This window comes from Citrobacter sp. Cpo015, assembly GCF_030333035.1.
GTDB classification, from domain to species: domain Bacteria; phylum Pseudomonadota; class Gammaproteobacteria; order Enterobacterales; family Enterobacteriaceae; genus Citrobacter; species Citrobacter portucalensis.
Map to the genome: position 1 here is coordinate 707,035 of NZ_JAOWGS010000037.1, position 24,653 is coordinate 731,687.

Sequence of the window (24,653 nt, forward strand, 5' to 3'; positions counted from 1 at the left end):
GGATGCGGGGTAAACCCTTATCCGACCTACTGGGTAGATAGCGTACGTAGGCCGGATACCGGAGCAAATCGTTTTGTAGGCCTGATAAGCGCAGCGCATCAGGCATTGTTTGATGCCGGAGCAAATCGTTTTGTAGGCCTGATAAGCGAAGCGCATCAGGCATTGTTTGATGCCGGAGCAAATCGATTTGTAGGCCTGATATGCGTAGCGCATCAGGCATTGTTTGATGCCGGAGCAAATCGTTTTGTAGGCCTGATAAGCGCAGCGCATCAGGCATTGTTTGATGCCGGAGCAATTCGTTTTGTAGGCCTGATAAGCGAAGCGCATCAGGCAAATCCGTTCAGCCCAGCGCCTGCACCGCTTTCTCCAGCGCACTATGCAATAGCTGGCGGTCATGGCGGTAGGGAATATCGCTGGCTTCCAACACTTCCTGGATCACAACGCGGTCGGTAACGGCGGAAGCATCCACTTTCGGCCCCACAACCACCGCATCAATCACTTTCTTCCCGACGTACTGTTCAATAATGGCCAGCTTATCGCTAAGCGTCAGGCTCGCTGCTGGCAGGCTTAATTCGCGTCCAAGATTGCCTATGTAGACCATTGGAGCCGGTGTGCGACGTAATGCCTGTGACATTTCATCGAGTAACAGAATCGGCATCAGGCTGGTGTAAAAACTGCCGGGGCCTATCAAAATTAAATCCGCTTCAGCGATAGCCTCAACGGCCTCCCGTGTAGTCGGGACTTTTGGCGAAAGCATCAGTTCCTGAGGTGGGACGGTGAGCTGATCGATATTCACTTCGCCATAAACTTCGTGCCCCTGGTCATCAATGGCCATCAGATCCACCGGCAGCTCCGACATCGGAATTAAATGTGCGTCAACTTTCAGCAGGCTACGAATTAAATTGATAGCTTCCAGAGGCCGCACGCTGAGGTGATCGAGCGCCTTTAACATCAGATTTCCGAGGTTATGCCCGGAAAGTTCGCCATTACCGCCAAAACGATACTCAAACATAGCGGATGCAACGCTGGGTTGGGTAATTAACTGGTTCAGACAGTTACGCATGTCTCCCCAGGCAATCCCTCCTTCAGAGCGACGAATACGACCTGTCGACCCGCCGTTATCGGTGGTGGTGACGATACCCGTCAGGCGGGAACCTAATGGGGAAAGAGAGGAGAGAACGCGTCCTAATCCATGCCCTCCGCCGAGAGCGACAACGCGGTCCAAATCTGCCAGCGTGCGAGTGCGCATATATTTTCCTGATATCAATTGATCGGCGCTACAGTAACGTAAATAGCGTGTTTTCAGCAATTATCCAGTCGGCATCTGCCGTAATTTTTTTCTGCGATCTACTCCTTTCTGACGACACTCACCTGATGGCAAGATGATGTATATCAATGCAAAACTGTGATTTTTGCTTATTCTGTAGCGAAATTGCACGATTATGTCGCTATATACATATTTATACAGCGAAAGTGTACATGGCAAAAGCGCCATTTACACGCTAGTATCGGCATAACCACAAAGTACTCTTAAAAATTTGAGTTGCCGTAAGCCAACGCATCTGCAACTCGAAGTATGATGAGTATAAACACTCTAGCCTCTGCACCTGGGTCAAATGATACGGTGCTTTGGCCGTGACAAGACTTGAAAAAGTTTGTCACCAGGGCGCAGGAAGAAATGACTACGTCTCCCGTATTTGGAAAGGTGTACATGGGCTCTCAACTTACCGATGCTTTCGCACGTAAGTTTTACTACTTACGTTTGTCGATTACCGATGTGTGTAACTTTCGTTGCACCTACTGCCTGCCGGATGGCTATAAGCCCGGCGGGGTCACCAATAACGGCTTTTTAACCGTTGATGAAATTCGCCGTGTCACGCGTGCGTTCGCCAGTCTGGGAACGGAAAAAGTGCGTCTGACGGGGGGCGAACCTTCACTGCGTCGCGACTTCACTGACATTATCGCCGCCGTGCGCGAAAACGACGCCATTCGCCAGATTGCGGTAACCACCAATGGTTATCGTCTGGCGCGCGATGCCGCCGCCTGGCGCGATGCCGGACTGACCGCGCTCAACGTCAGCGTCGACAGCCTCGACGCCCGTCAGTTTCACGCCATTACCGGACAGGACAAGTTTCAGCAGGTGATGGCAGGCATTGATGCTGCCTTTGATGCCGGTTTTGAAAAAGTGAAAGTCAACACCGTGCTGATGCGCGACGTAAACCATCATCAACTGGACACCTTCCTGGCGTGGATCCAACCTCGACCAATCCAACTGCGTTTTATTGAACTGATGGAAACGGGCGAGGGCAGCTCTCTCTTCCGTAAACACCATATTTCCGGACAGGTACTGCGCGATGAGCTGCTGCGTCGCGGCTGGATCCACCAGATCCGACAGCGTAGCGACGGCCCGGCTCAGGTTTTCTGTCATCCTGATTATGTTGGCGAAATTGGTCTGATCATGCCTTATGAGAAAGACTTCTGCGCCACCTGTAATCGTCTGCGCGTTTCCTCTGTCGGCAAGCTTCATCTGTGTTTATTTGGTGAAGGCGGCGTAAGCCTGCGTGATTTGCTGGAAGACGATGCTCAGCAACCGGCGCTGGAAGAACGTATTTCAGCCGCGCTGCTGGAGAAAAAGCAGACCCATTTCCTGCATCAGAACAATACCGGTATTACGCAAAACTTATCTTACATTGGCGGCTGATCGCTAAAAGGAGTTTTTCATGAGTCAGGTAAGCGCTGAATTTATCCCGACACGCATTGCTATTCTTACTGTTTCCAACCGTCGCGGCGAAGAAGATGACACCTCCGGCCATTATCTGCGTGACTCGGCGCAAGAAGTGGGTCATCAGATTGTCGATAAGGCGATTGTCAAAGAGAACCGCTACGCCATCCGCGCCCAGGTTTCTGCCTGGATTGCCAGTGACGATGTACAGGTGGTGCTCATTACCGGTGGCACTGGCTTAACCGAAGGGGACCAGGCGCCGGAAGCGCTGCAACCGCTGTTCGACAGAGAAGTCGAAGGGTTTGGCGAAGTATTCCGTATGCTGTCGTTTGAAGAGATTGGCACCGCGACGCTGCAATCCCGCGCGATTGCCGGGGTGGCCAATAAAACGCTGATTTTTGCCATGCCGGGTTCGACCAAAGCGTGTCGTACTGCCTGGGAAAATATCATTGCGCCGCAGCTTGATGCCCGTACGCGTCCGTGTAATTTCCACCCACATTTGAAGAAATAAGTATGTCGCAACTGACTCATATTAACGCCGCTGGCGAAGCGCATATGGTGGATGTCTCCGCCAAAGCGGAAACCGTACGCGAGGCGCGTGCAGAAGCATTTGTAACCATGCGTAGCGAAACGCTGGCGATGATCATCGACGGCAGTCACCATAAGGGTGATGTTTTCGCCACGGCGCGTATTGCCGGTATTCAGGCTGCCAAACGGACCTGGGATCTTATCCCACTGTGTCACCCACTGATGTTGAGCAAGGTCGAAGTCAGTTTGCACGCCGAGCCGGAGCACAATCGCGTACGTATTGAAACGCTGTGTCGCCTGACCGGTAAAACCGGCGTTGAAATGGAAGCGTTAACGGCAGCCTCCGTGGCGGCGTTGACCATCTACGATATGTGCAAAGCGGTGCAAAAGGATATGGTGATTGGTCCGGTGCGTTTGCTGGCAAAAAGCGGCGGCAAATCGGGTGATTTTAAGGTGGATGCGCATGATTAAGGTTCTTTTCTTTGCTCAGGTACGGGAACTGGTGAACACCGATGCGTTAGAAGTTGCCGCCGAGTTTGCAACGGTAGAAGCGCTGCGCAAGCATCTGGCGGCGCAAAGCGATCGCTGGGCGCTGGCGCTGGAAGACGGCAAGCTGCTGGCGGCGGTGAATCAGACGCTGGTCAGTTTTGACCATCCTCTTAACGCGGGTGATGAAGTCGCTTTCTTCCCGCCGGTAACCGGAGGCTAAAATGGCTGAAACGCGAATTGTTGTTGGCCATGCGCCGTTCAGCGTCGGGGATGAGTATCCCTGGCTGGCAGAGCGCGATGAAGACGGCGCGGTAGTCACTTTCACCGGTAAAGTGCGCAATCACAATCTCGGTGACAGCGTTAAGGCGTTAACGCTGGAACACTATCCGGGAATGACCGAAAAAGCGCTGGCGGAGATTGTCGACGAAGCGCGTTCGCGCTGGCCGCTGGGTCGGGTGACGGTGATCCATCGCATTGGCGAACTGTGGCCGGGTGACGAAATCGTTTTTGTTGGCGTGACCAGCGCGCATCGCAGCAGCGCGTTTGATGCCGGGCAGTTCATTATGGATTACCTGAAAACCCGCGCGCCGTTCTGGAAGCGCGAGGCCACGCCGGAAGGTGAGCGCTGGGTTGACGCCCGCGACAGTGATAAGCTAGCAGCAAAACGCTGGTAGAGTACAATTGTTGTAGGCTCATACTGATTCAGGAGATTGTCATGGACCGATTCCCACGATCCGATTCTATTGTACAGGCCCGTTCCGGCCTGCAAACGTATATGGCGCAGGTGTACGGCTGGATGACCTGCGGACTATTGCTGACGGCGTTTATCGCCTGGTATGCGGCAAATACGCCCGCGGTGATGATGTTTGTCTTCTCCAGCAAAATCACCTTCTTTGGCCTGATCATCGCTCAACTGGCGCTGGTGTTTGTTCTGTCCGGCATGGTGCAAAGGCTGAGCGCGGGTATGGCGACCACGCTGTTTATGCTCTATTCGGCATTAACCGGGTTGACGCTATCAAGCATCTTTATTGTCTATACCTACTCGTCTATCGCCAGCACCTTCGTGGTCACTGGTGGGATGTTCGGGATCATGAGTTTGTATGGCTACACCACCAAGCGCGATCTGAGCGGCTTCGGCAATATGCTGTTTATGGCGCTGATCGGTATTGTGCTGGCTTCGCTGGTTAACTTCTGGCTGAAGAGCGAAGCGCTGATGTGGGCGGTGACCTATATCGGGGTGATAGTGTTTGTCGGTCTGACCGCCTATGACACGCAGAAGCTGAAAAATATCGGTGAGCAGATCGACCTGCGAGACAGCTCCAATCTGCGTAAATACGCGATTCTTGGGGCCTTAACGCTGTATCTGGACTTCATCAACCTGTTCCTGATGCTGCTGCGTATTTTCGGCAATCGTCGTTAATTGTCTGTTGCCGGATGGTATAAAAAGTAGGCCGGATAAGGTGTTACGCCGCATCCGGCACTATATACATCCTCATTATACATCCTCATTTCGCCATCGCCTTCTCGTTCTTTGCCCGTAGCTTTTTCGCCCGACTCTCCAACAGCAAATAACACATTAGCGCCAGCAATAGCGGAATAAAATAGTACAGCACGCGATACGCGAGCAGGGCAGCAATGATCGTGCCCTGAGACGTATTCTCTCCCGCCAGCAGCGCCATAAACACCGCCTCCAGCACGCCGATTCCCGCCGGAATATGCACAATAACCCCGGCAATACTGCTTACCAGCAGCACGCCAAGCACGAAGAAATAGTTAATATTCTGACCCAGCAACAACCAGATAATCGCCCCCATAACCATCCAGTTAGTCCCGGATATCGCCATCTGCGCGAGGGCAAATTTCCAGGAGGGGAGCACCAGCTTTTGGCCCTTGATGGTGATGTGACGATGTTTAGCGAAGGTGCAAAACCACAGATAAACAACAATAATCAGCAGCAGCGCTATGCCTAAAATGCGCAATGTGCCTTCATCGATATACCAGTGAGCGGGCAGTTCGACGACGCCGAAGGTAAATATAAAACCGCCCAGCAGAATATAGCCCAGCCAGTTAGTGGTAATGCTCAGCGAAAAAATCCGCGTTATTGTGCCCCCCGGCAACCCGAGACGCGAGTAGAGCCGATATCGCATCCCAATACCGCCCACCCAGGTGCTTAACGTCAGGTTAAACGCGTAACAGATAAACGACACCAGCATGACCTGGCGTTTTGCCAGTTTGTGACCGCAGTAGTAGCGCCCGAGCAGATCATAACAACCGTAAAGTAAATAACTGACGATCACCAACCCCACGGCGCTGAGCAGGGCGATCCGGTTGTAATCGCGAATTACCGTCCACACTTCCTGCCAGTTGACTTTGCTGGCATAAACGACCAGCAACACGATCACCGCAATAAAAAATAACCATGTGAGGATCTTTTTCGCTAACCGCCAGCGTCGGTGATTTTTTGCCATCAGGTTTTCCCTCCTGCATCCTCAGTTTGTATACGGTCCTGAGTTTCCAGAGCGGGCTGCGCGGGCGGCTCTACCTCGGCCAGATGCGGGGTATGCGCCGGAAGCCAGCCGACCAGCGCCGGGAAGTGGCGTAAAAAGTGGAAGGCCAACACGCTTTTAGTCAGGTTCCACCAGGTGCGTTTTGGCAGCATGGATTCATCAACCCGTTTGCAGTCCTGCGCAATAATAGGGTTCAGGTTGTCGCGCAGGGTCTGGTTAAACGTGCGGTCATGAATAATCAGATTCGCTTCCAGATTCAGTGACAGGCTCAGCGGATCAAGATTGCTGGAGCCCACCGTCGCCCAGTGATCGTCCATCAGCGCCACTTTGCCATGCAGAGGTTTACGGCGGTATTCGTAGACATGGACACCACCTTTAACCAGATAGTTGTACAGCAGGCGGGCACCCACTTTCACAATCGGCATATCCGGTTCACCCTGCACAATGAGTTTTACCCGAACGCCGCGTCGTGCTGCTTTACGCAGGGCATGCAGCAGGCGATAACCGGGAAAGAAATAGGCATTGGCAATGATCACTTCCCGTCGGGCCTGGGTCAGCATTTTAAGATAGTGGCGTTCAATATCATCGCGATGCTCTTCGTTATCGCGCCAGACAAACAGCGCCTGCGCTTCGCCGGGTCGATGATTGTCAATTGCCCGGTGATGACGTCGCCACCAGCGTCGTACGGCGCTTTGCCCGGGCAGGTTTTCCAGTACAAAGTTCAGAATGTCAGCAACGACTGGACCTTCAACGCGCACGGCGTAATCCTGCTTGGCCTCCGGGCCGTAATCCGACATATGTTCAGCGGAGTAATTGATGCCGCCGACAAAGGCAACACGGTCATCAATGACCACTATTTTTCGATGCATACGGCGAAAGAGATTGGTGCGCATTCCAAAAAGACGCGGACGCGGATCGTAGTAGCGGAAAACAACACCGGCTACGGTCAGCTCTTCAACAAAACTGTCGCTCAGATCCGGCGAGCCGTAGCCATCCAGCAGCACCTCTGCTTTGATTCCTCGTCGGGCGGCTTCGAGCAACGCGGCATGCAGCTGTTTCCCTACCGCATCTTCAAACCAGATAAAAGTCTCAAGGATAATTTTTTGCTGTGCCTGCTCAATGGCGTCAAATACGGCGGGGTAGAATTGATCGCCGTTTTCCAGCAGTTGAATTTGATTGCCTTCACGCCAGCCATATTTCATAAATGAATCTCCGCACTCAGAGGGGCATGATCGGACAAATGTCGCCAGTGACGCAGCGCAAGCGTCGTTGGGGTACTGGCATTCGCGTTTTTCACATAGATCCTGTCCAGGCGCAGCAGGGGAAACTGCACCGGAAACGTTCGCGCCGGGCGACCGTGGGCGCGGGTAAAAATCTCGTCAAGGCCAGCTTTGGCTTTCAACGGGCGATTGGCCGTTTGCCGCCAGTCGTTAAAATCTCCTGCGATGACCACGGGTTCCGCGTCGGGCAGGGCGTTGACCCAGTCTGCCAGCATAGCGAGCTGGGCCTGGCGGTGAGCTTCACGTAGGCCGAGATGCACACACATCACATGAATGGGGTGGGAGAGCATTGGCGGTACAATGCGGCAGTAAAGGACTCCGCGCTTTTCACTCGCGCCGACTGACACATCACGGTTTTCATAATGCTCAATGGGATACCGCGACAACACCGCATTACCGTGATGTCCTTGCGGGTACACGGCGTTACGCCCGTAGGCGAAGTCGCTCCACATCGTGTCCGCCAGAAATTCGTAGTGGCTGGTATCCGGCCAGTTCTCAATGTGCAGCGAATGCGCTTCGTGCGCTCCCATGACTTCCTGCAGACACACAATGTCTGCGCCGACGGTTCTTACGGCTTCCCGTAGCTCAGGCAAAATAAAACGCCGGTTGAAGGCAGTGAACCCTTTGTGAGTATTAATGGTGAGCACATTGAATGAAAATTGAACTCTCGATCCGCTCATGGACCTCCCGGTGGCGTCACTTCCTAAATAAAATAGTGTAGTCGTCGTCACAAAAAGATGCGGTGTTACGGAATTTTCCGTAAAGTCCGGTACTCTGAACAATTAGTCGAAAATCCTTCAGGAGAATAGCCATGAGGTGGCAACAACGTGTTCGTGTCGCAACGGGTCTAAGTTGCTGGCAGATAGTGTTGCATTTACTGGTAGTGGCGTTGCTGGTAATGGGCTGGATGAGCGGCAGACTGGTGCATGTCGGCCTGGGATTGTGCGTCGTGTACGGCGTTACCGTTTTATTGATGCTTGCATTGCAACGTCACCACGAACAGCGCTGGCGCGACGTGGCTGATGTGCTGGAAGAGTTGACCACGACGTGGTATTTCGGTGCCGCCATGATCGTGCTGTGGCTGCTGTCACGCGTGCTGCAAAACAACGTCTTGCTGGCACTGGCGGGGCTGGTCATCCTTGCCGGACCCGCCGTGGTCTCGCTGCTGGCGAAAGACAAAAAGCTACATCACCTTGCGTCTAAACATCGCATACGCCGCTGATCCGGTCGTGGCCGCTATCACTAATAGCGGCCACAAGCTTCCCCAGACAATCTGCAGACTCGCATCTTTCAGGTAAATCTGTTTCGTGATGTCCGTAAAATGGCGGATCGGGTTTATCCACGTCAGATTCTGCAACCAGACCGGCATGTTTTCGACAGGTGAGACATAGCCCGAGAGTAAAATCGCCGGCATCATAAACACAAACACCCCGATAAACGCCTGCTGCTGGGTGGCGCACAGTGACGAAATCAGCAGACCAAAGCCGACCAGCGACAGCCCGTAAATTACCATCGTGAAATAAAACAGCCCCAATGAACCGGCAAACGGAATGTGATAAGCCCAGATACCAATCGCCAGCACAATGGTGGCCTGAAAAGTTGCCACAATTAACGCAGGCACCGCTTTGCCGATGAAAATCTGCCAGGTGGTAAGCGGGGAAACCAGCAGTTGATCCAGTGTGCCTTGCTCGCGCTCGCGGGCAACCGAGAGCGAGGTGACGATCATTACGCCGATGGTGGTGATCATGGCGATCAGCGACGGAACCACAAACCATTTGTAATCCAGATTCGGGTTATACCAGTTACGCACCACCAGCTCGCTGTTGTTCGGTTTCGGCTTGCCGTCCATCAGCTCCTGCTGATACTCCTTAACGATTTGTTGCAGGTAATTCGCGGCAATTTGCGCGCTGTTGGAGTTACGTCCGTCGAGGATAATCTGCATGGGAGCCTGCTGGAAGGTATCCAGATTACGCGAAAAATTGGCCGGGAAACGCACCAACAGCAGGGCTTTTTGCGTGTCGATGGTGGGCTGGATCTCCTGCGGACTTTTCAACAGAAGAACATGCGTAAAGGCGCTGGCGCGGGCGAAGCGCTGGGTAAGCTCAACCGAATGTTTACCGTTGTCTTCGTTATAGATAGCGATAGTGGCGTTGGTCACTTCCAGCGTTGCCGCGAACGGGAACAGGATAACCTGAATCAGCACCGGTAAAATCAGAATGGCTCGCGTCTGCGGTTCGCGTAATAGCGATTGCAGCTCTTTGCGAATTAATGTCCATAAGCGATGAAACATGCCTGTCCTCTCAGTCCAGTTTGTAGGCCTGATGAGCTAAGCGCATCAGGCATGATGCCGGATGGCGACGTGAACGCCTTATCCGGCCTACGGCTACAATTATCCATACACGAATTTAATCCAGCCGACGTTTGGTTTTAAGCCACGTCAGGCCGATAAACATCACCGCCGAAGCGATTAAAAACAGCACGTTGATAATCAGCACCACCGGGATATTTCCCGCCAGAAACAGGCTTTGCAGGGTACTGACGAAATAACGTGCCGGAATAATGTAGGTTACCGCCCGGATGATCGCGGGCATGCTGTCTATCTGGAAGATAAAACCCGACAGCATAATCGAGGGCAGGAAGGCGGCATTCAGCGCAACCTGTGCGGCGTTAAACTGGTTGCGAGTGATGGTGGAAATAAGCAACCCCATGCCGAGCGTACTGAGCAGAAACAGGCTGGTAATGAAAAACAGGATCAGCAACGAGCCGCGGTAGGGCACGCCAAGAATAAACACCGACACCAGCATACACAGCAGCATCGCCAGCATGCCCAGAAAGTAATACGGGATCAGTTTGCACAGTAGGAGTTCGACGCGGGTGACTTCTGTCGACAGCAGCGCTTCCATGGTGCCGCGCTCCCATTCGCGCGCCACCACTAATGAGGTGAGGATGGCGCCAATCACCGTCATGATGATGGTTACCGCTCCGGGAATAATAAAGTGCTGGCTGATGGCCGCCGGGTTAAACCAGTAGCGGGTTTGCACGTCGATCAAAGGTTTGAACGATTCCCCGCGATCTTCTGCCCGCTGTTGCTGCCAGATTTGCCAGATGCCTTCGACATAACCCTGCACAAAGTTGGCGGTATTCGGTTCGCTGCCGTCGGTGATCACCTGGATCGGGGCGACATCGTTAGGTCGCGCCATCTGCTGGGCAAAATCCACTGGGATCACCACCAGACCGCGAATGCGCCCGGCCTGCATTTTCTCAATCAGTTCCTGACGATTATCGCTGATGGTGGCGTCAATATACGGCGAACCGGTCATGGTATGGGTAAAATCCAGCGCCTCTTCACTCTGCTGTTCGAGCAAAATCCCTACCCGCAGCTTGCTGGAGTCGAGGTTGATCCCGTAGCCGAAGATAAACAGCAGCAGCAGCGGGATCACCACAGCAATCAGCCAGCTGCTGGGATCGCGGACGATCTGGCGCGTCTCTTTCACGCACAGCGCGCGGACGCGACGCCAGGAGAGAGCGGAGTTACTCATGCGTATGCTCCTTATCCCAGTCATTGATTAGCGTGATGAACGCCTGTTCCATGGTTGGGTCCGGCGTGTCGCTGTCGGCAGCCTGAGCCTTCAGGTCGTCTGGCGTACCGCTGGCTATCAGTTTGCCGCGATACACCAGCCCGATGCGATCGCAGTATTCTGCCTCATCCATAAAGTGGGTGGTCACCATCACCGTGACGCCTTTTTCCACCATACTGTTGATATGCAACCAGAACTCACGACGGGTGAGGGGATCGACCCCGGAAGTGGGTTCATCAAGGAACAGAATGTCGGGTTCATGCATCAGCGAGCAGGCCAGCGCCAGACGCTGCTTAAATCCCAGCGGCAGTTCATCGGTGGCATGGGAAGCGATACTCTTCAGGCCAAATGCTTCGCTCATACGATCGATTTTCTCTTTCTGCGCCCGACCGCGCAGGCCGTAGACGCCGGAGAAAAAGCGCAGATTCTGTTCAACCGTCAGGTTACCGTACAGGGAGAATTTCTGCGCCATATAGCCCAGATGCTGACGCGCTTTACCGGAGCTAACTTTCAGGTCCATATCCAGCACCAGCGCTTTGCCGGAAGTGGGGACCAGCAGGCCGCACATCATTTTAAAGGTGGTGGATTTGCCAGCGCCGTTGGGTCCTAACAGACCAAATATCTCGCCGCGCTGCACGGCAAAGTCTACGTGGTCGGTAGCGGCAAAATCGCCAAATTTCTTGGTCAGCGCTTTGGCTTCGATCACCGTTTCGCCAGGCGTGCCTTCCACGGTATGCAGGATAGCGCCCAGCGGGGATTCCGATGTTCCGGCTCCGCCGAGTAAATCGATAAAGGCATCTTCGAAGCGGGGTGCGGTTTCGTTGATGGTTATCTCCGGCATGCCGTCAGCGTTTTGGATCTGCTGAGCAGTAGCCTCTTTTTTCAGGATTAAACGGACGGATTTGCCCTGAATCATTCCGTCGCTGACCAGCGGCAGTTTTAACGCGCGTTGCAGCAGTCGGCGGTTGTTTTCCTGTGGACTGCTCATCAGGAAGCTGCGACCTGCCATGGTTTGCGTAAGCTGGGTGGGATCGCCCTGGTATAACAGTTCACCTTCGTTCATCAGCAGCACATCACGGCATTGCTCTGCTTCATCCAGATACGACGTACTCCAGAGGATCAGCATGCCGTCCCCGGCCAGCTCGTGGACCATTTGCCACAGTTCGCGACGGGAAATGGGGTCGACACCTACGCCTGGCTCATCCAGCAGCAACACTTTAGGTTCGCCAACCAGCGTACAGGCAAGCCCGAGCTTCTGCTTCATGCCGCCAGAAAGCTTGCCAGCCAGTCGTCCGGTAAATGGTCCCAGCGAGGTGAATTCCAGGAGTCGGGCAAAGGTTTTTTCTCGCGCTTCACCGGTGACGCTGCGTAAGTCGGCATAGAGATTGAGGTTCTCCATGACGGTTAAATCTTCGTACAGACCAAATTTCTGCGGCATATAGCCCAGCACCGCATGTAGTGCGCTGTCGTCTTTGATGGGGTCAAAACCAATCACTTCAGCACTTCCGGCATCAGGTTTTAATAATCCCGCCAGCATTCGCATCAACGTAGTTTTGCCCGCGCCGTCCGGCCCGACAAGCCCGGTCACGTAGCCTGCATGAACGGTACAGTCGAGCGGGGCGACGGCCGGTTTTTCCATTCCGGCAAAGTTTTTCGTCAGCCCTTTAAGCGTAATGACGGCGTCATTCATGCCGTGCCTCATCGCCAAACTTTATCGTTACCGGCATTCCCTGACGCAGCGCATCGTCCGCGTCGGTCACCACAATTCGCAGGCGATAAACCAGGTCGGTACGCAGGTCAGGAGTCTCGACCGTTTTCGGGGTAAATTCGGCGGTAGGAGAAACGAAGCCGATTTTGCCGTGATACGGTTTGTCCGGGCGGCCATCGGTATAGAGCAGGATCTCACGTCCTGGCTGCGCCTGGCTCAGATTTCGTTCGTCAACGTAAGCACGAACCCATACCGGACGCGTGAGCGACAGCGTCAGTACCGTGCCCCCTTCGTTCAGCATGCTGCCGGGTTCAACTGCACGGGTGAGAAGCGTGCCGTCAGACGGCGAGGTCAGCGTGGTGTCATGCAAATTAAGCTCTGCCTGTGCCAGCTCGGCCTGAGCTTGTTCGAGCGTGGCTTTTGCCTGCTCGATGTCCTGCACACGATTACCGCTGCGATACTGCGTGAGTTTATCCTGTGCGGATTTCAGCGAAGCTAACGCCTGATCGCGAGATGAACGGGCGTTTTCCAGATCGTTGGCTGAAATGGTGCGGCTTTTCCACAATCCGACCTGCCGATTGTAAAAGTTCTGCGCGTAATCATAGGCGGCCTGCGCCTGTTTGACTGCCGCCGCGGTTTGCGCGATCTCTTCTTCGCGATACCCTGCCAGCATCAGATCGTATTGTGCCTGTGCGGCGGCAACGTTGGCTTTTGCCTGCATCAATGCGTTTTCATACGGTGCGCGGTCCAGTTCACCCAGCACCTGACCGGCGGTAATCGCATCGCCTTCGTCAACCGCCAGCGAGGCCAGCCTGCCGCCGACACGAAAACTCAGGTTGACGCTACGGATATCGACATTGCCGTATAGCGTCAGGCCGTTATCTTGCCGACTCTGATACCACCACGTTCCACCGGCAATCACGGCAACGAGGGCCGCGATAACCAGCCCGAGAACGACAGGTTTTTTCATGACTCCAGACTCCTTTGCGTTAAACCTTGCAGAATAAGATCGATGTGACAGGTGATCGTTTGGTCAATCAGCGCGGTTTTATCCTCATCAAATTGTGACCAGCCTGTACGCAACAGAATGGTTTCTTTCCCCAGACGAAAAGCCAGCACCTCGCCGAGTATGGCGTGGGTGTGCAGAATCATTTGGGTATCATTGGCATCGCCGCCCGTATAGGCGGCAATCAGGCGCGTCAGGTGTGTATGCAACGGATTGATAACCTGGTCGTGCACCAGTTGATAAGCCGCGGTGGGGGAAAGCTGTTCGCGCGAGATAAATTTGCTCAGGTTAACGGTGTCGTCCTGAGTTAACAGCATGATCATATTTTTGCAGGCGCGCAGGATCAGTTCGCGCATCGCGCCACGGTCCGGCTCAGGCTGGGCGAATAAACGCTCGGCCTCTTCAGCGTGCGGGCGAAACTGTGCACCGATAAAATCCGCAATCCACTGGGCGCAGGCGAGATATAAATCCTCTTTTGAGCCAAAATAGTAGGTGATAGCCGCAATGTTTTGCCCGGCCTGTGCAGCGATATCGCGCGTCGTGGCGTGCAGACCATACTCACCGAATTGCGCCAATGCGGCGGCAATGAGCTGGTTCTTCGCCTGTTCACCTTTGGTTGTCATGGTGGGTGTATTCATGGCACGACTCTAATCTTAATCAATCGATTGATTAATATTATGACTGATGTGCAGCCTTGTCCAGTCCGGAGCGTTATTTTCCAGTGAAGGGATAATTTATGCGGCACATCACAAAAACTGCTACACTCCGCCCCTTCATGACATTGTGGTTTTTGTCATCTCTATTGTATGTATCTCCCTGAAAACGACACCGGTAACGGTCAGGGCGGTTCGGAGTTGTTATGTCTTTTGATTCCCTTGGTTTAAACCCTGAAATTTTACGTGCCGTTGCCGAGCAGGGTTACCGTGAACCTACCCCTATTCAGCAGCAGGCTATTCCTGCCGTGCTGGAAGGCCGCGATCTGATGGCTAGTGCCCAGACCGGTACGGGGAAAACGGCAGGTTTTACCCTGCCGCTGTTGCAGCACCTGATCACCAATCAGCCGCATGGTAAAAGCCGTCGTCCGGTTCGTGCACTGATCCTCACGCCAACCCGCGAACTGGCGGCCCAGATTGGCGAAAACGTCCGTGATTACAGTAAGTATCTGAATATTCGCTCGCTGGTGGTCTTCGGCGGCGTCAGCATTAACCCGCAGATGATGAAGCTGCGTGGCGGCGTAGATGTGCTGATCGCCACTCCGGGTCGTTTGCTCGATCTGGAACACCAGAATGCGGTGAAACTGGATCAGGTTGAGATCCTGGTACTGGATGAAGCTGACCGCATGCTGGATATGGGCTTTATTCACGATATTCGTCGCGTTCTGGCAAAACTGCCGGCAAAACGTCAGAACCTGTTGTTCTCGGCAACGTTCTCTGATGACATTAAATCGCTGGCCGAAAAACTGTTGCACAACCCGCTGGAAATCGAAGTGGCGCGTCGTAATACCGCGTCAGAGCAGGTTACTCAGCACGTTCATTTCGTTGATAAAAAACGTAAACGCGAACTGCTATCTCAGATGATTGGTCAGGGCAACTGGCAGCAGGTGCTGGTGTTTACCCGTACCAAACATGGCGCGAACCATCTGGCAGAGCAACTGAATAAAGACGGCATCCGCAGTGCGGCTATCCACGGTAATAAATCTCAGGGTGCGCGTACGCGTGCGCTGGCTGATTTTAAATCCGGTGATATTCGCGTGCTGGTAGCGACCGACATTGCCGCGCGAGGTCTGGACATTGAAGAGTTACCGCACGTGGTGAACTACGAGCTGCCAAACGTCCCGGAAGACTACGTGCACCGCATTGGTCGTACCGGTCGTGCGGCCGCTACCGGCGAAGCGTTGTCTCTGGTGTGCGTCGATGAACACAAGCTGTTGCGTGACATCGAGAAATTGCTGAAAAAAGAGATCCCGCGTATTGCAACGCCAGGCTATGAGCCAGACCCGTCCATTAAAGCTGAGCCGATCCAGAACGGTCGTCAGCAGCGTGGCGGCGGCGGTGGTCGTGGGCAGGGCGGAGCAGGGCGCGGACAGCAGCCGCGTCGTCAGGATGGCGGAGCGCCAAAAGCGAAACCGCGTAGCGGCGAAGGCAAACCGGCAGGTGATAAACCTCGTCCACCGCGCCGTCCGCGCAAACCGTCTGCAGCGCAGTAATTGCGAGCCCGGCCGAAAGGTCGGGCTTTTCTTTTTGCGACACGGGATAGAAAGTGCCACAATAGTGGCTGTTTATACAGTATTTCAGGTTTTCTCATGGCACTTACGGCTGCGCTAAAAGCGCAAATCGCCGCCTGGTACAAGGCGCTTCAGGAACAGATCCCCGACTTTATCCCCCGTGCGCCGCAGCGGCAGATGATTGCTGACGTCGCGAAAACGCTCTCCGGGGAAGAAGGGCGGCATCTGGCGATTGAAGCACCGACCGGAGTGGGGAAAACCCTGTCGTATCTGATTCCCGGTATTGCCATCGCGCGTGAAGAACAAAAAACGCTGGTGGTCAGTACCGCCAACGTCGCTTTGCAGGACCAGATCTACAGCAAAGATTTACCGCTGCTGCGCAAAATTATCCCCGACCTGCGTTTTACGGCTGCGTTTGGTCGCGGACGCTATGTCTGCCCGCGTAACTTAGCGGCGCTGGCCAGCACTGAACCCAATCAGCAGGATCTGCTGGCTTTTCTCGACGATGACCTGACGCCCAACAACCAGGAAGAACAAAAGCGCTGTGCCAGGCTAAAAGGCGATCTCGACAGCTACAAGTGGGACGGGCTGCGCGACCACACCGATATCGCTATCGACGACGGACTCTGGCAGCGTCTGAGCACCGATAAAGCCAGCTGTCTGAATCGCAACTGTCACTACTATCGTGAATGCCCTTTTTTTGTCGCCCGCCGGGAGATTCAGGAAGCTGAAGTGGTCGTGGCTAATCATGCGCTGGTAATGGCGGCCATGGAAAGCGAAGCCGTTTTGCCGGAGCCGAAAAACCTACTGCTGGTACTTGATGAAGGCCACCATTTGCCGGATGTCGCGCGCGATGCGCTGGAGATGAGCGCAGAAATCAGCGCCCCCTGGTATCGACTGCAGTTGGATCTGTTTTGCAAATTAGTGGCTACCTGCCTGGAGCAGTTCCGCCCGAAGACCACGCCGCCGCTGGCGAATGCCGAGCGTCTGAACGGTCACTGTGAGGAATTGTATGAGCTGATTTCATCGCTCAATAACATTCTTAATCTGTATATGCCCGCTACCCAGGAGGCGGAGCACCGCTTTGCGATGGGTGAATTGCCTGCGGAAGTGATGGAGATTTGTCAGCGTCTGGCAAAGCTAACGGAAATGCTGCGCGGTCTGGCGGAACTGTTCCTCAACGATCTCAGCGAAAAAACCGGCACTCACGATATCGTGCGTCTGCATCGGGTTATTTTGCAGATGAACCGGGCGCTGGGCATGTTTGAGGCGCAAAGCAAACTGTGGCGGCTGGCATCGCTCGCGCAATCGTCAGGCGCGCCGGTGAGTAAATGGGCGACGCGCGAGGTGCGTGACGGGCAGATCCACGTCTGGTTCCACTGCGTGGGGATCCGTGTGAGCGATCAGCTCGAACGACTGCTGTGGCGTAGCGTCCCGCATATTATTGTCACTTCCGCAACGCTGCGCTCTCTCAACAGCTTCTCGCGTTTGCAGGAGATGAGCGGTCTGAAAGAAAAAGCAGGGGACCGGTTTGTCGCGCTGGATTCACCGTTTAATCACGTTGAACAGGGCAAAATAGTCATTCCGCAGATGCGCTACGAACCGTTAATTGATAACGAAGAGCAGCATATCGCGGAAATGGCCGCCTATTTTCGCGAACAGCTGGAGAGTAAAAAGCATCAGGGCATGCTGGTACTTTTTGCCAGCGGTCGGGCGATGCAGCGTTTTCTTGAGCACGTTACCGATCTGCGCCTGCTGTTGTTGGTGCAGGGCGATCAGCCGCGCTACCGTCTGGTGGAGTTGCACCGCAAACGGGTGACCAACGGCGAGCGCAGTGTGCTGGTTGGGCTGCAATCTTTTGCTGAAGGTCTGGACTTGAAAGGCGACCTGCTGACTCAGGTGCATATTCACAAAATTGCTTTTCCGCCTATCGACAGCCCGGTGGTGATCACCGAGGGCGAGTGGTTGAAAAGTCTGAACCGCTACCCCTTCGAGGTGCAGAGCCTGCCTGCGGCGTCATTCAATTTGATCCAGCAGGTTGGGCGACTCATCCGTAGCCATGGCTGCTGGGGAGAAGTGGTTATTTATGACAAGCGTTTATTGACCAAAAGCTATGGCAAGCGTTTACTGAACGCGTTACCCATATTTCCGATAGAGCAACCTGCTGTGCCAGACGTTATAGTAAAACCAAAAGAAAAAGCGAAACCCACGCGCCGCCGTCGGCGTTAACGATGCGAGCAACAGGCAAGGAGTTATCGATGGATTACCGCAAAATCATTAAAGAGATTGGGCGAGGAAAAAATCACGCGCGTGACCTGGATAAGGATACTGCTCGCGGACTGTATACCCATATGATGAACGGCGACGTACCTGACCTTGAGATGGGCGGGGTACTGATTGCGCTACGTATCAAGGGCGAAGGTGAAGCGGAGATGCTGGGCTTTTACGAAGCGATGCAAAACCACACCATTCGACTGACTCCGCCGGTAACCAAACCCATGCCGATTGTCATTCCCAGCTACAATGGCGCGCGCAAGCAGGCGAATTTGACTCCGCTGCTGGCGATTTTACTGCATAAACTCGGTTTTCCGGTGGTGGTGCACGGCGTCAGCGAGGATCCAACCCGCGTACTGACTGAAACCATTTTTGAACTGATGGGGATTACGCCAACGCTGCATGCCGGGCAGGCGCAGGCAAAGCTGGATGGTCATGAGCCGGTGTTTATTCCGGTGAGCGCGCTGTGCCCTCCGCTGGAGAAACAGCTGGCGATGCGCTGGCGCATGGGTGTGCGTAACAGTGCACATACGCTGGCTAAATTAGCCACGCCGTTTGCTGAAGATGCCGCGTTGCGTCTTTCCAGCGTGTCCCACCCGGAATATGTTTCGCGCGTGGCGAAGTTCTTCGGCGATATCGGTGGGCGCGGCCTGTTGATGCATGGTACCGAGGGCGAAGTGTATGCCAACCCGCAGCGCTGCCCGCAGATAAGCCTGATAGATTCATCCGGTGTGCGAGTGCTACAAGACCGACAGAGCGAGATGCCTGACGAGCCGGTACCCCTACCGGTAGCAAAAGACCCGGAAACCACCGCGCGCTGGATTGAGCGTTGTCTGGCTGGCAGTGAGCCTGTTCCGGCATCGTTGAAAATCCAGATGGCCTGCTGCCTGGTGGCAACCGGTGAGTCCGCCTCACTGGCTGAAGGACTTGCCCGCGTCGAGCAAAGTTTCTAAACCATTTGTTATCCCGACGGGCCTGTTGCCTGGCCTGTCGGTTCTCTCTGTTCGGCAATGTGAAATTTCTGCACGTTTATTGACCTCCAGCGCACCGTGGCGCAGCATAGTTTGTTGAAAAATAAGAAACACAACAAACCCGCGACACAACAGGAGATAACAATGAACAGTGGACATCGCTTCCATGTGCCAACGCTGCACGCCTTTATCCAGGCCGTTTTTCATCAGATGGGAAGCAATGATCAGGAGGCGCGGCTGGTGGCCGACCATCTGATAGCCTCTAACCTCGCCGGTCACGACTCCCATGGCATCGGTATGATCCCAAGCTATATTCGTTCATTCTCGCAGGGACATCTGCAGATCAACCGTCATGCCAAAGTGGTAAAAGATGCGGGGGCGGTGATTACGCTTGACGGCGACTTTGCGTTTGGTCAGGTGGCAGCGCACGAGGCAATCACGCTTGGAATCGAAAAAGCGCGTCAGTACGGAATCGCTGCCGTGGCATTACATAATTCGCACCATATCGGCCGTATTGGCTACTGGGCGGAGCAATGTGCGGCAGCAGGTTTTGTCTCGGTGCATTTTGTGAATGTGGTGGGGATCCCGATGGTCGCACCGTTTCATGGGCGCGATAGCCGTTTTGGCACCAATCCTTTCTGCGTCGTGTTTCCACGTAAAAATACCTTCCCACTGTTGCTGGACTATGCAACCAGCGCCATCGCGTTTGGCAAAACCCGTGTGGCATGGCATAAGGGCGAGCCGGTGGCTCCAGGATGCCTGATTGATGTGGCGGGTGTTCCCACTACCGATCCTGCGGTAATGCAGGTTTCTCCGCTGGGGTCGTTGCTGACCTTTGCCGAGCACAAGGGGTATGCGCTGGCGGCGATGTGCGAAATTATGGGCGGTGCGCTTTCTGGCGGTAAAACCACACATGAAGAGAGCCTGCAGACCAGCGCGGACGCCATCATTAACTGTATGACCACCATCATTATGAATCCACAACTGTTCGGCGCGCCGGACTGCGACAACCAGGTCGCGGCATTTGCTGAGTGGGTGAAAGCGTCCCCGCATGCTGAAGATGCCCCGATCCTGTTGCCTGGGGAGTGGGAGGTGAACACTCGCGAGGAACGGCTGGAACACGGTATTCCGCTGGATGCCGGAAGTTGGCAAGCGATTTGTGAGGCGGCACTGCAAATTGGGATGCCAGACGCCGTGTTGCAGGAATTCTGCCAACGGCTGAAACAATAGGCAAAAAAAAAGCCCGTCCAGTGGCGGACGGGCAAACAAAGGGTAACAAACAGGGTCAATGAGGGTTGGAGCATTGGGTCGTACAGGTAATCTTTCGGTTATTTATAGATAACCGCGGTGCCGCTCATTTTGTCTTTGCCGATAGCGGAAGTGATGCTGTACCCAGTTGCGCCAGCAGCATTCGCTTTCTCAGCCAGTTTGGCTTCCAGGCCGTCCAGCGTAGTGACGCCGTCAGCAGATACCACACCAATTTTGTTCATGTTTTGCGCCTGAGTAGAGGAAACCGGCTCGGCAGCGAAAACGCCAAATGACAGGGTGGACAGGGCGATGGCAGCAACAGCAAATTTGATATTTTTCATGATTAATCTCTCGCAGGGTTGTTCTGTTAGTCAGTGTTCTTTAAGAAGACGTTGTTCCGTCGATGTGATAAGTATCACGTTTTTTTTGGTGAGAGAAAATCGAATAGAATTGACGACATCAATCAAAAAAATTGAATGACAAATAACTTATTGAATATTAATAAATTCGAGTAAGGGATTTACAGTTCTTGTCATTGCGCTTTACAGAGAAGGCGACAACGGCACATTTTGCTACACAGGGTGCAAAAAAGCGTGCTCGTAAAGGAAATCGTATGCGCTGAAACTTTTGGTAAAGATAAGTCAACGTAGCTGGCTGTCTTTCGAACCCCTGCGATTATATCCTAAAAATGCTGAGTTATGTGAATCTTTATCCTGTTGGCAGGTGATGCATAAGCGTACCCCTGGCACGGCCTCACGTCTGGCCTGAGGGATAGGATCCCCACATTCTTCGCATTCATACAGACTTTCCCCCGTCGGTAACTCACCGCGAGCGCGGGCAACAGCATCTTCAATAGTATTGTTGATCTGTTCGTTAACCGCGTCGTCATTTGCCCATCCGGATGCCATGTGTACCTCCTGCTGATGTCTACAGACTAAGTATAGCGAAGGTGATGGTTGAAAAACGACCACGCGCCAGCAGTATCAGATTTCAGACCATTCGCGCAGCAGGTTATGGTAGAGATTGAGTAATGACAGGATCTCGCTGCTCTCCCCATGGCGAGCCTTCAGGGATTGAATGTTTTTATCCAGTTCAAAAAGCATGGCGCGATTTTTGTCGTCACGGACCATCGACTGTATCCACATAAAAGACGCTACACGAACGCCATGGGTCACTGGCGTGACGCAATGTAGGCTGCTGGAAGGGTAAAGCACCAGATCGCCTGCCGGAAGCTTCACCGCATGCTGGCCGTAAGTATCATTGACCAGCAGTTCTCCCCCTTCATAATCATTCGGGTTACTCAGGAATAAAGTTGCGGAAAGGTCCGTGCGCATCCAGCCGTTTTGCGGATGGCTACGCACCGCACCGTCAACGTGAAAACCGTAGGTCTCGTTGTCCTGGTAGCGATTAAACAGCGGTGTGGAGAGCGTTTTCGGTAGTGCTGCGGCGAAGAAAAGCGCGCTGTTATTTACCGCAGTCTGTACCGCCTGTTGTAAAACGCCGTAGCGTTCACTTTGCGTATTCACCTGCTGGTTGTTTTTAACCTGCGCCCCCTGAGCGCCGGTGGTTGCGCGGCCATCAACCCAGTCGGCAGCGTCCAGTTGTTCGCGAAACCAGGCTACATCCTGCGCCGACAGAACGCCGGGAATGTGGTACATCATCAGTGTTTCTCCTGAAAGTGGGGCTTACGCCCCACGCGATGGATTAGAAATGCATATTGGCGGTGAGCAGGAAAGTTCTTGGCTCGCCCGGATGATAGCGGTATCCACTCTTGTTTATGGAAGATACATAATCGGTGTCGAACAGGTTATAGACGTTTAGCTGGAAATCGAGATTGCGATTCACGCGATAGCCCAGTTTGGCGTCAGCGACCCAGTAACCTTCAGTGTAGGATGGCGTACCCACCGCACCGTCGGAACCGCGATGCATACTGCCCACGTAGCGAGCGCCTGCGCCAACGGAGATATCATCGGTAGCCTGATACTGGTTCCACAGCGTGAATGCATGTTCCGGTGTATATGGCAGGGAAGAGGATCCATCTTGAGCAACGTTTTTACCGCTGTGGATGGTCGCGCGTTGCTGGGTGTAACCCCCAATAATCTGCCATGCGGGAGTGATGTTACCTGCTACCGAGAGCTCGTAGCCTTCAACGCGTTTCTCTCCGTACTGGGAATAGGTACCGTCGTCGTTCTGCTCAACTTCATTCTCAATATCTGTGCGGAAAATCGCGGCGGTTAACAGCAGGCGCTTATCCAGCACCTCCCATTTGGTGCCGATCTCGCTGGTTTTCGCTTTCTGCGGTTTGAAATCGGTACGGTTCGCACTGTTACCGCTGCCGCCCTGAGCAAGAGCAAAGTTGCTGCCGCCCGGCGGTTGCTGAGAAACGGCATAGTTGATGTACACGTTACCGTTATCGGTCAGGTGATACAGCGCGCCAGCTTTCCAGTTCACCAGATTGCCTGATTTGGCAGTATCTACAGTGGTGACCGGGGAACCTTTAGCCACGCCTGTCGGGCACGCGACTGCGCCGCGACCGGAAGCGCCGCAAGCGGTGGCGCTGTCATATTCAGTCCGGTAATTGTCGAGGCGAATACCACCGTTCAGCTCGAATTCACGGGTAATTTGTAGCGTATCAAAAGCGTATACACCGAAGGTGTCTGTTTGCCCGTTAGCGTTGGCGCCGTTACGAGATAATCCGCCGATATTCACATTGCTGTCGGGGTGATAGATATTCACCGGTGGTGGGGTGATCGGCGCCACGCCATAGTTGGTTTGTGTTTCGCGCGTCAGCTCCACGCCGGTGCTGATGTCGTGACCGATGGATCCCGTGTAGAACGTTGAGGTCAGGTTGGTCTGGTTGGTCAAGATCTTATTGCTGACATCCTTGGTATTTGCCAGGCGTGACCAGGTCCAGCTGTCGACGCTGCTGGTGGGTTGGGTGATGTTAGACGCGCCGCCCATCACCGCCGTCATCAGATAATCCTGTTTAATGCGCGACCAGCGGGTGGTGTTGCGAATAGTGGTGCTGTCGTTCAGGTCATGTTCAAAACGTATCGTCGCGGTATCGGTTGTCGAATCGTCGTAATCCGAGTTTGTACCGTAGAAATTATGCGTGTCCACTTTGCCTGAATGATTCAGTGCAGAAGTCCCCGCAGAAGGTGCGGAGTATCCCGGCAGGCCAATGGTAGGGATGCCGCCATCCGGTGTGTTGTGTTGGGTGACATGCAGATAGTTCAGGTACAGTCGGTTCTCAGTCCCTAAGCCAAAAGCGAGAGAGGGGGCCACACCGTAACGTTCATTCTTAACATTATCGCGACCAGCATCATGCGTTTTTTCACCCATCAGGTTTAAACGTGCGGCGGTGGTCTCGCCGATGACCTGGTTCATGTCCAGCGTACCACGGCGGAACCAGGCGCTACCGACGCTGGCCGATGCATCGATTCCTGAGTCAGTGCGTGGCTGCTTGCTGATCATATTGATAGAGCCAGTCGGTGCGCTACGTCCATAGTCGGTACCGGAAGGACCTTTGATTACTTCCACCTGTTCGGTATTGAAGGTGTCGCGCGTGACGCTGCCAATATCACGGATACCGTCGATATAAATACTGTTCGAGGTATCCGCACCACGCATGTAAACCGCGTCACCGGTGCTGGAGTTACCGTTCTCACCGGCGAAAAATGCGCCAACGCCCGGGACGTTTTTCAGCGCGTCGGTCAGATTTGTTGCGCCTTGATCCTTAATCACCTGCTCAGAAATCACCGTCATGGTGCGGGTTGTATCCGCCACCGGACGGGAGAATTTAGGGTCGGCAGACTGTGTTGGGGCGTACAGCGAAGGTTTGGCCGCTTCAACGATCAGAGTGTCTTCTTGTTTTTTATCCTGGTCGTCCGCAGCGACAGCCTGAGCTATAGGGGACAGGCCAATGCACAGACCGGCAAAAAAAGTCAGTGAGTGAAAGCTACTGGACGGCAAGTTGCGATTTTTATCCATGTTAATGAGTGACTTATTATTTCTTGAGTGGACGGTTTCACTCGCGCGAAGGGACATCTCTATGGATGTTATACCCTGCAGGCCTCGCGGAAATGAATGTGTAATTGATAATGATTTTGATAAGCATT

At 53.9% G+C, this 24,653-nt stretch carries 24 protein-coding genes and 1 riboswitch; of the genes, 11 read left to right on the plus strand and 13 right to left on the minus strand.

Features of this window, described 5'->3' with window-relative positions:
* Positions 1-340 precede the first annotated feature (340 nt).
* Complete coding sequence (gene yvcK / locus OGY67_RS19075) at positions 341-1,249, minus strand: uridine diphosphate-N-acetylglucosamine-binding protein YvcK (RefSeq protein ID WP_003831525.1); 909 nt, start codon at positions 1,247-1,249, stop codon at positions 341-343.
* 329 nt (positions 1,250-1,578) lie between these two features.
* Positions 1,579-1,724, plus strand: a riboswitch (molybdenum cofactor riboswitch).
* Between yvcK and moaA the strand changes: the two genes are divergently transcribed.
* The 6 genes from moaA to OGY67_RS19105 all read left to right on the plus strand — a co-directional run bounded on the left by moaA (position 1,712) and on the right by OGY67_RS19105 (position 5,159).
* Positions 1,712-2,701 (plus strand): GTP 3',8-cyclase MoaA, encoded by a 990-nt coding sequence (gene moaA / locus OGY67_RS19080; RefSeq protein ID WP_032934386.1) that lies wholly within the window; start codon positions 1,712-1,714, stop codon positions 2,699-2,701. Its footprint overlaps the riboswitch before it by 13 nt.
* Before the next feature lie 19 nt (positions 2,702-2,720).
* Positions 2,721-3,233 (plus strand): molybdenum cofactor biosynthesis protein B, encoded by a 513-nt coding sequence (gene moaB / locus OGY67_RS19085; RefSeq protein ID WP_286574375.1) that lies wholly within the window; start codon positions 2,721-2,723, stop codon positions 3,231-3,233.
* Between the two features lie 2 nt (positions 3,234-3,235).
* Positions 3,236-3,721, plus strand: coding sequence for a cyclic pyranopterin monophosphate synthase MoaC (moaC, locus tag OGY67_RS19090; RefSeq protein ID WP_286574376.1), 486 nt, complete (start codon positions 3,236-3,238; stop codon positions 3,719-3,721).
* Complete coding sequence (gene moaD / locus OGY67_RS19095) at positions 3,714-3,959, plus strand: molybdopterin synthase sulfur carrier subunit (protein ID WP_003831530.1); 246 nt, start codon at positions 3,714-3,716, stop codon at positions 3,957-3,959. The genes moaC and moaD overlap by 8 nt, the downstream gene beginning before the upstream one ends.
* A gap of 1 nt (position 3,960) precedes the next feature.
* Positions 3,961-4,413, plus strand: a complete 453-nt coding sequence (gene moaE, locus OGY67_RS19100) for a molybdopterin synthase catalytic subunit MoaE (protein WP_008784190.1) — start codon at positions 3,961-3,963, stop codon at positions 4,411-4,413.
* A 41-nt stretch (positions 4,414-4,454) separates the two neighbouring features.
* The gene (locus OGY67_RS19105) at positions 4,455-5,159 is read left to right on the plus strand and encodes a Bax inhibitor-1/YccA family protein (protein ID WP_003831536.1); all 705 of its coding nucleotides are present in this window, start codon (positions 4,455-4,457) and stop codon (positions 5,157-5,159) included.
* Between the two features lie 85 nt (positions 5,160-5,244).
* Here the strand turns inward: OGY67_RS19105 and OGY67_RS19110 are convergent, their stop codons facing one another.
* From OGY67_RS19110 to OGY67_RS19120, 3 genes are read right to left on the minus strand one after another with little or no spacing between them, the layout of a single operon-like run.
* A complete protein-coding gene (locus OGY67_RS19110; protein WP_079934641.1) occupies positions 5,245-6,207 on the minus strand; it encodes a lysylphosphatidylglycerol synthase domain-containing protein in 963 nt (320 codons plus the stop codon).
* Positions 6,207-7,448: a cardiolipin synthase ClsB gene (clsB, locus tag OGY67_RS19115; protein ID WP_032942766.1), complete on the minus strand. Its 1,242-nt coding sequence runs from the start codon at positions 7,446-7,448 to the stop codon at positions 6,207-6,209. The genes OGY67_RS19110 and clsB overlap by 1 nt, the downstream gene beginning before the upstream one ends.
* Positions 7,445-8,206: an endonuclease/exonuclease/phosphatase family protein gene (locus OGY67_RS19120; RefSeq protein ID WP_008784193.1), complete on the minus strand. Its 762-nt coding sequence runs from the start codon at positions 8,204-8,206 to the stop codon at positions 7,445-7,447. The genes clsB and OGY67_RS19120 overlap by 4 nt, the downstream gene beginning before the upstream one ends.
* 131 nt (positions 8,207-8,337) lie before the next feature.
* Between OGY67_RS19120 and OGY67_RS19125 the strand changes: the two genes are divergently transcribed.
* Positions 8,338-8,748, plus strand: a complete 411-nt coding sequence (locus OGY67_RS19125) for a YbhQ family protein (protein ID WP_003831542.1) — start codon at positions 8,338-8,340, stop codon at positions 8,746-8,748.
* On the opposite strand, the gene OGY67_RS19130 is transcribed toward OGY67_RS19125, so the two are convergent.
* From OGY67_RS19130 to cecR, 5 genes are all read right to left on the minus strand, one after another.
* Positions 8,710-9,816 (minus strand): ABC transporter permease, encoded by a 1,107-nt coding sequence (locus OGY67_RS19130; RefSeq protein ID WP_008784194.1) that lies wholly within the window; start codon positions 9,814-9,816, stop codon positions 8,710-8,712. The genes OGY67_RS19125 and OGY67_RS19130 overlap by 39 nt on opposite strands.
* A gap of 115 nt (positions 9,817-9,931) precedes the next feature.
* A complete protein-coding gene (locus tag OGY67_RS19135; protein WP_003831545.1) occupies positions 9,932-11,065 on the minus strand; it encodes an ABC transporter permease in 1,134 nt (377 codons plus the stop codon).
* Positions 11,058-12,794 carry an ATP-binding cassette domain-containing protein gene (locus OGY67_RS19140; protein ID WP_060682507.1) on the minus strand — a complete coding sequence of 579 codons (1,737 nt, stop codon included), beginning with the start codon at positions 12,792-12,794 and terminating at the stop codon, positions 11,058-11,060. Before OGY67_RS19140 ends, OGY67_RS19135 begins: the two co-directional genes overlap by 8 nt.
* Positions 12,787-13,782, minus strand: coding sequence for a secretion protein HlyD (gene hlyD, locus OGY67_RS19145; protein ID WP_008784196.1), 996 nt, complete (start codon positions 13,780-13,782; stop codon positions 12,787-12,789). The genes OGY67_RS19140 and hlyD overlap by 8 nt, the downstream gene beginning before the upstream one ends.
* Positions 13,779-14,456 (minus strand): transcriptional regulator CecR, encoded by a 678-nt coding sequence (cecR, locus tag OGY67_RS19150; protein ID WP_003831550.1) that lies wholly within the window; start codon positions 14,454-14,456, stop codon positions 13,779-13,781. Before cecR ends, hlyD begins: the two co-directional genes overlap by 4 nt.
* Before the next feature lie 221 nt (positions 14,457-14,677).
* Here cecR and rhlE point away from each other — a divergent pair, with 221 nt between their 5' ends.
* The 4 genes from rhlE (at position 14,678) to OGY67_RS19170 (ending at position 20,517) form a co-directional block, all read left to right on the plus strand.
* On the plus strand, positions 14,678-16,024 hold the full coding sequence (rhlE, locus tag OGY67_RS19155; protein ID WP_003831551.1) for an ATP-dependent RNA helicase RhlE: 1,347 nt from the start codon (positions 14,678-14,680) through the stop codon (positions 16,022-16,024).
* A gap of 96 nt (positions 16,025-16,120) precedes the next feature.
* Positions 16,121-18,271 carry an ATP-dependent DNA helicase DinG gene (gene dinG, locus OGY67_RS19160; RefSeq protein ID WP_032942770.1) on the plus strand — a complete coding sequence of 717 codons (2,151 nt, stop codon included), beginning with the start codon at positions 16,121-16,123 and terminating at the stop codon, positions 18,269-18,271.
* A gap of 29 nt (positions 18,272-18,300) precedes the next feature.
* Entirely contained in the window at positions 18,301-19,269 is a 969-nt protein-coding gene (ybiB, locus tag OGY67_RS19165) for a DNA-binding protein YbiB (protein ID WP_048214626.1), read from the plus strand.
* A gap of 162 nt (positions 19,270-19,431) precedes the next feature.
* The gene (locus tag OGY67_RS19170; protein WP_258735705.1) at positions 19,432-20,517 is read left to right on the plus strand and encodes a malate/lactate/ureidoglycolate dehydrogenase; all 1,086 of its coding nucleotides are present in this window, start codon (positions 19,432-19,434) and stop codon (positions 20,515-20,517) included.
* A 98-nt stretch (positions 20,518-20,615) separates the two neighbouring features.
* Here the strand turns inward: OGY67_RS19170 and ybiJ are convergent, their stop codons facing one another.
* The 4 genes from ybiJ to OGY67_RS19190 form a co-directional block, all read right to left on the minus strand.
* Positions 20,616-20,876 (minus strand): DUF1471 family protein YbiJ, encoded by a 261-nt coding sequence (ybiJ, locus tag OGY67_RS19175; protein ID WP_286574377.1) that lies wholly within the window; start codon positions 20,874-20,876, stop codon positions 20,616-20,618.
* Positions 20,877-21,176: 300 nt separating this feature from the next.
* Positions 21,177-21,443, minus strand: coding sequence for a DksA/TraR family C4-type zinc finger protein (locus OGY67_RS19180; protein ID WP_286574378.1), 267 nt, complete (start codon positions 21,441-21,443; stop codon positions 21,177-21,179).
* Positions 21,444-21,518: 75 nt separating this feature from the next.
* Complete coding sequence (ybiX, locus tag OGY67_RS19185) at positions 21,519-22,196, minus strand: PKHD-type hydroxylase YbiX (protein ID WP_048214623.1); 678 nt, start codon at positions 22,194-22,196, stop codon at positions 21,519-21,521.
* Between the two features lie 43 nt (positions 22,197-22,239).
* Positions 22,240-24,525 (minus strand): catecholate siderophore receptor Fiu, encoded by a 2,286-nt coding sequence (locus tag OGY67_RS19190; protein WP_286574379.1) that lies wholly within the window; start codon positions 24,523-24,525, stop codon positions 22,240-22,242.
* Between the last annotated feature and the right edge of the window lie 128 nt (positions 24,526-24,653).

Coding starts and splice junctions, on each gene's coding strand:
- moaE (WP_008784190.1), top strand. CDS start 3,961: ATGGCTGAAACGCGAATTGTTGTTGGCCATGCGCCGTTCAGCGTCGGG.
- rhlE (WP_003831551.1), top strand. CDS start 14,678: ATGTCTTTTGATTCCCTTGGTTTAAACCCTGAAATTTTACGTGCCGTT.
- dinG (WP_032942770.1), top strand. CDS start 16,121: ATGGCACTTACGGCTGCGCTAAAAGCGCAAATCGCCGCCTGGTACAAG.
- OGY67_RS19125 (WP_003831542.1), top strand. CDS start 8,338: ATGAGGTGGCAACAACGTGTTCGTGTCGCAACGGGTCTAAGTTGCTGG.
- moaB (WP_286574375.1), top strand. CDS start 2,721: ATGAGTCAGGTAAGCGCTGAATTTATCCCGACACGCATTGCTATTCTT.
- OGY67_RS19140 (WP_060682507.1), bottom strand. CDS start 12,794: ATGAATGACGCCGTCATTACGCTTAAAGGGCTGACGAAAAACTTTGCC.
- cecR (WP_003831550.1), bottom strand. CDS start 14,456: ATGAATACACCCACCATGACAACCAAAGGTGAACAGGCGAAGAACCAG.
- OGY67_RS19135 (WP_003831545.1), bottom strand. CDS start 11,065: ATGAGTAACTCCGCTCTCTCCTGGCGTCGCGTCCGCGCGCTGTGCGTG.
- yvcK (WP_003831525.1), bottom strand. CDS start 1,249: ATGCGCACTCGCACGCTGGCAGATTTGGACCGCGTTGTCGCTCTCGGC.
- moaD (WP_003831530.1), top strand. CDS start 3,714: ATGATTAAGGTTCTTTTCTTTGCTCAGGTACGGGAACTGGTGAACACC.
- OGY67_RS19190 (WP_286574379.1), bottom strand. CDS start 24,525: ATGGATAAAAATCGCAACTTGCCGTCCAGTAGCTTTCACTCACTGACT.
- OGY67_RS19170 (WP_258735705.1), top strand. CDS start 19,432: ATGAACAGTGGACATCGCTTCCATGTGCCAACGCTGCACGCCTTTATC.
- OGY67_RS19105 (WP_003831536.1), top strand. CDS start 4,455: ATGGACCGATTCCCACGATCCGATTCTATTGTACAGGCCCGTTCCGGC.
- OGY67_RS19110 (WP_079934641.1), bottom strand. CDS start 6,207: ATGGCAAAAAATCACCGACGCTGGCGGTTAGCGAAAAAGATCCTCACA.
- ybiX (WP_048214623.1), bottom strand. CDS start 22,196: ATGATGTACCACATTCCCGGCGTTCTGTCGGCGCAGGATGTAGCCTGG.
- moaC (WP_286574376.1), top strand. CDS start 3,236: ATGTCGCAACTGACTCATATTAACGCCGCTGGCGAAGCGCATATGGTG.
- hlyD (WP_008784196.1), bottom strand. CDS start 13,782: ATGAAAAAACCTGTCGTTCTCGGGCTGGTTATCGCGGCCCTCGTTGCC.
- ybiJ (WP_286574377.1), bottom strand. CDS start 20,876: ATGAAAAATATCAAATTTGCTGTTGCTGCCATCGCCCTGTCCACCCTG.
- OGY67_RS19130 (WP_008784194.1), bottom strand. CDS start 9,816: ATGTTTCATCGCTTATGGACATTAATTCGCAAAGAGCTGCAATCGCTA.
- OGY67_RS19120 (WP_008784193.1), bottom strand. CDS start 8,206: ATGAGCGGATCGAGAGTTCAATTTTCATTCAATGTGCTCACCATTAAT.
- OGY67_RS19180 (WP_286574378.1), bottom strand. CDS start 21,443: ATGGCATCCGGATGGGCAAATGACGACGCGGTTAACGAACAGATCAAC.
- clsB (WP_032942766.1), bottom strand. CDS start 7,448: ATGAAATATGGCTGGCGTGAAGGCAATCAAATTCAACTGCTGGAAAAC.
- ybiB (WP_048214626.1), top strand. CDS start 18,301: ATGGATTACCGCAAAATCATTAAAGAGATTGGGCGAGGAAAAAATCAC.
- moaA (WP_032934386.1), top strand. CDS start 1,712: ATGGGCTCTCAACTTACCGATGCTTTCGCACGTAAGTTTTACTACTTA.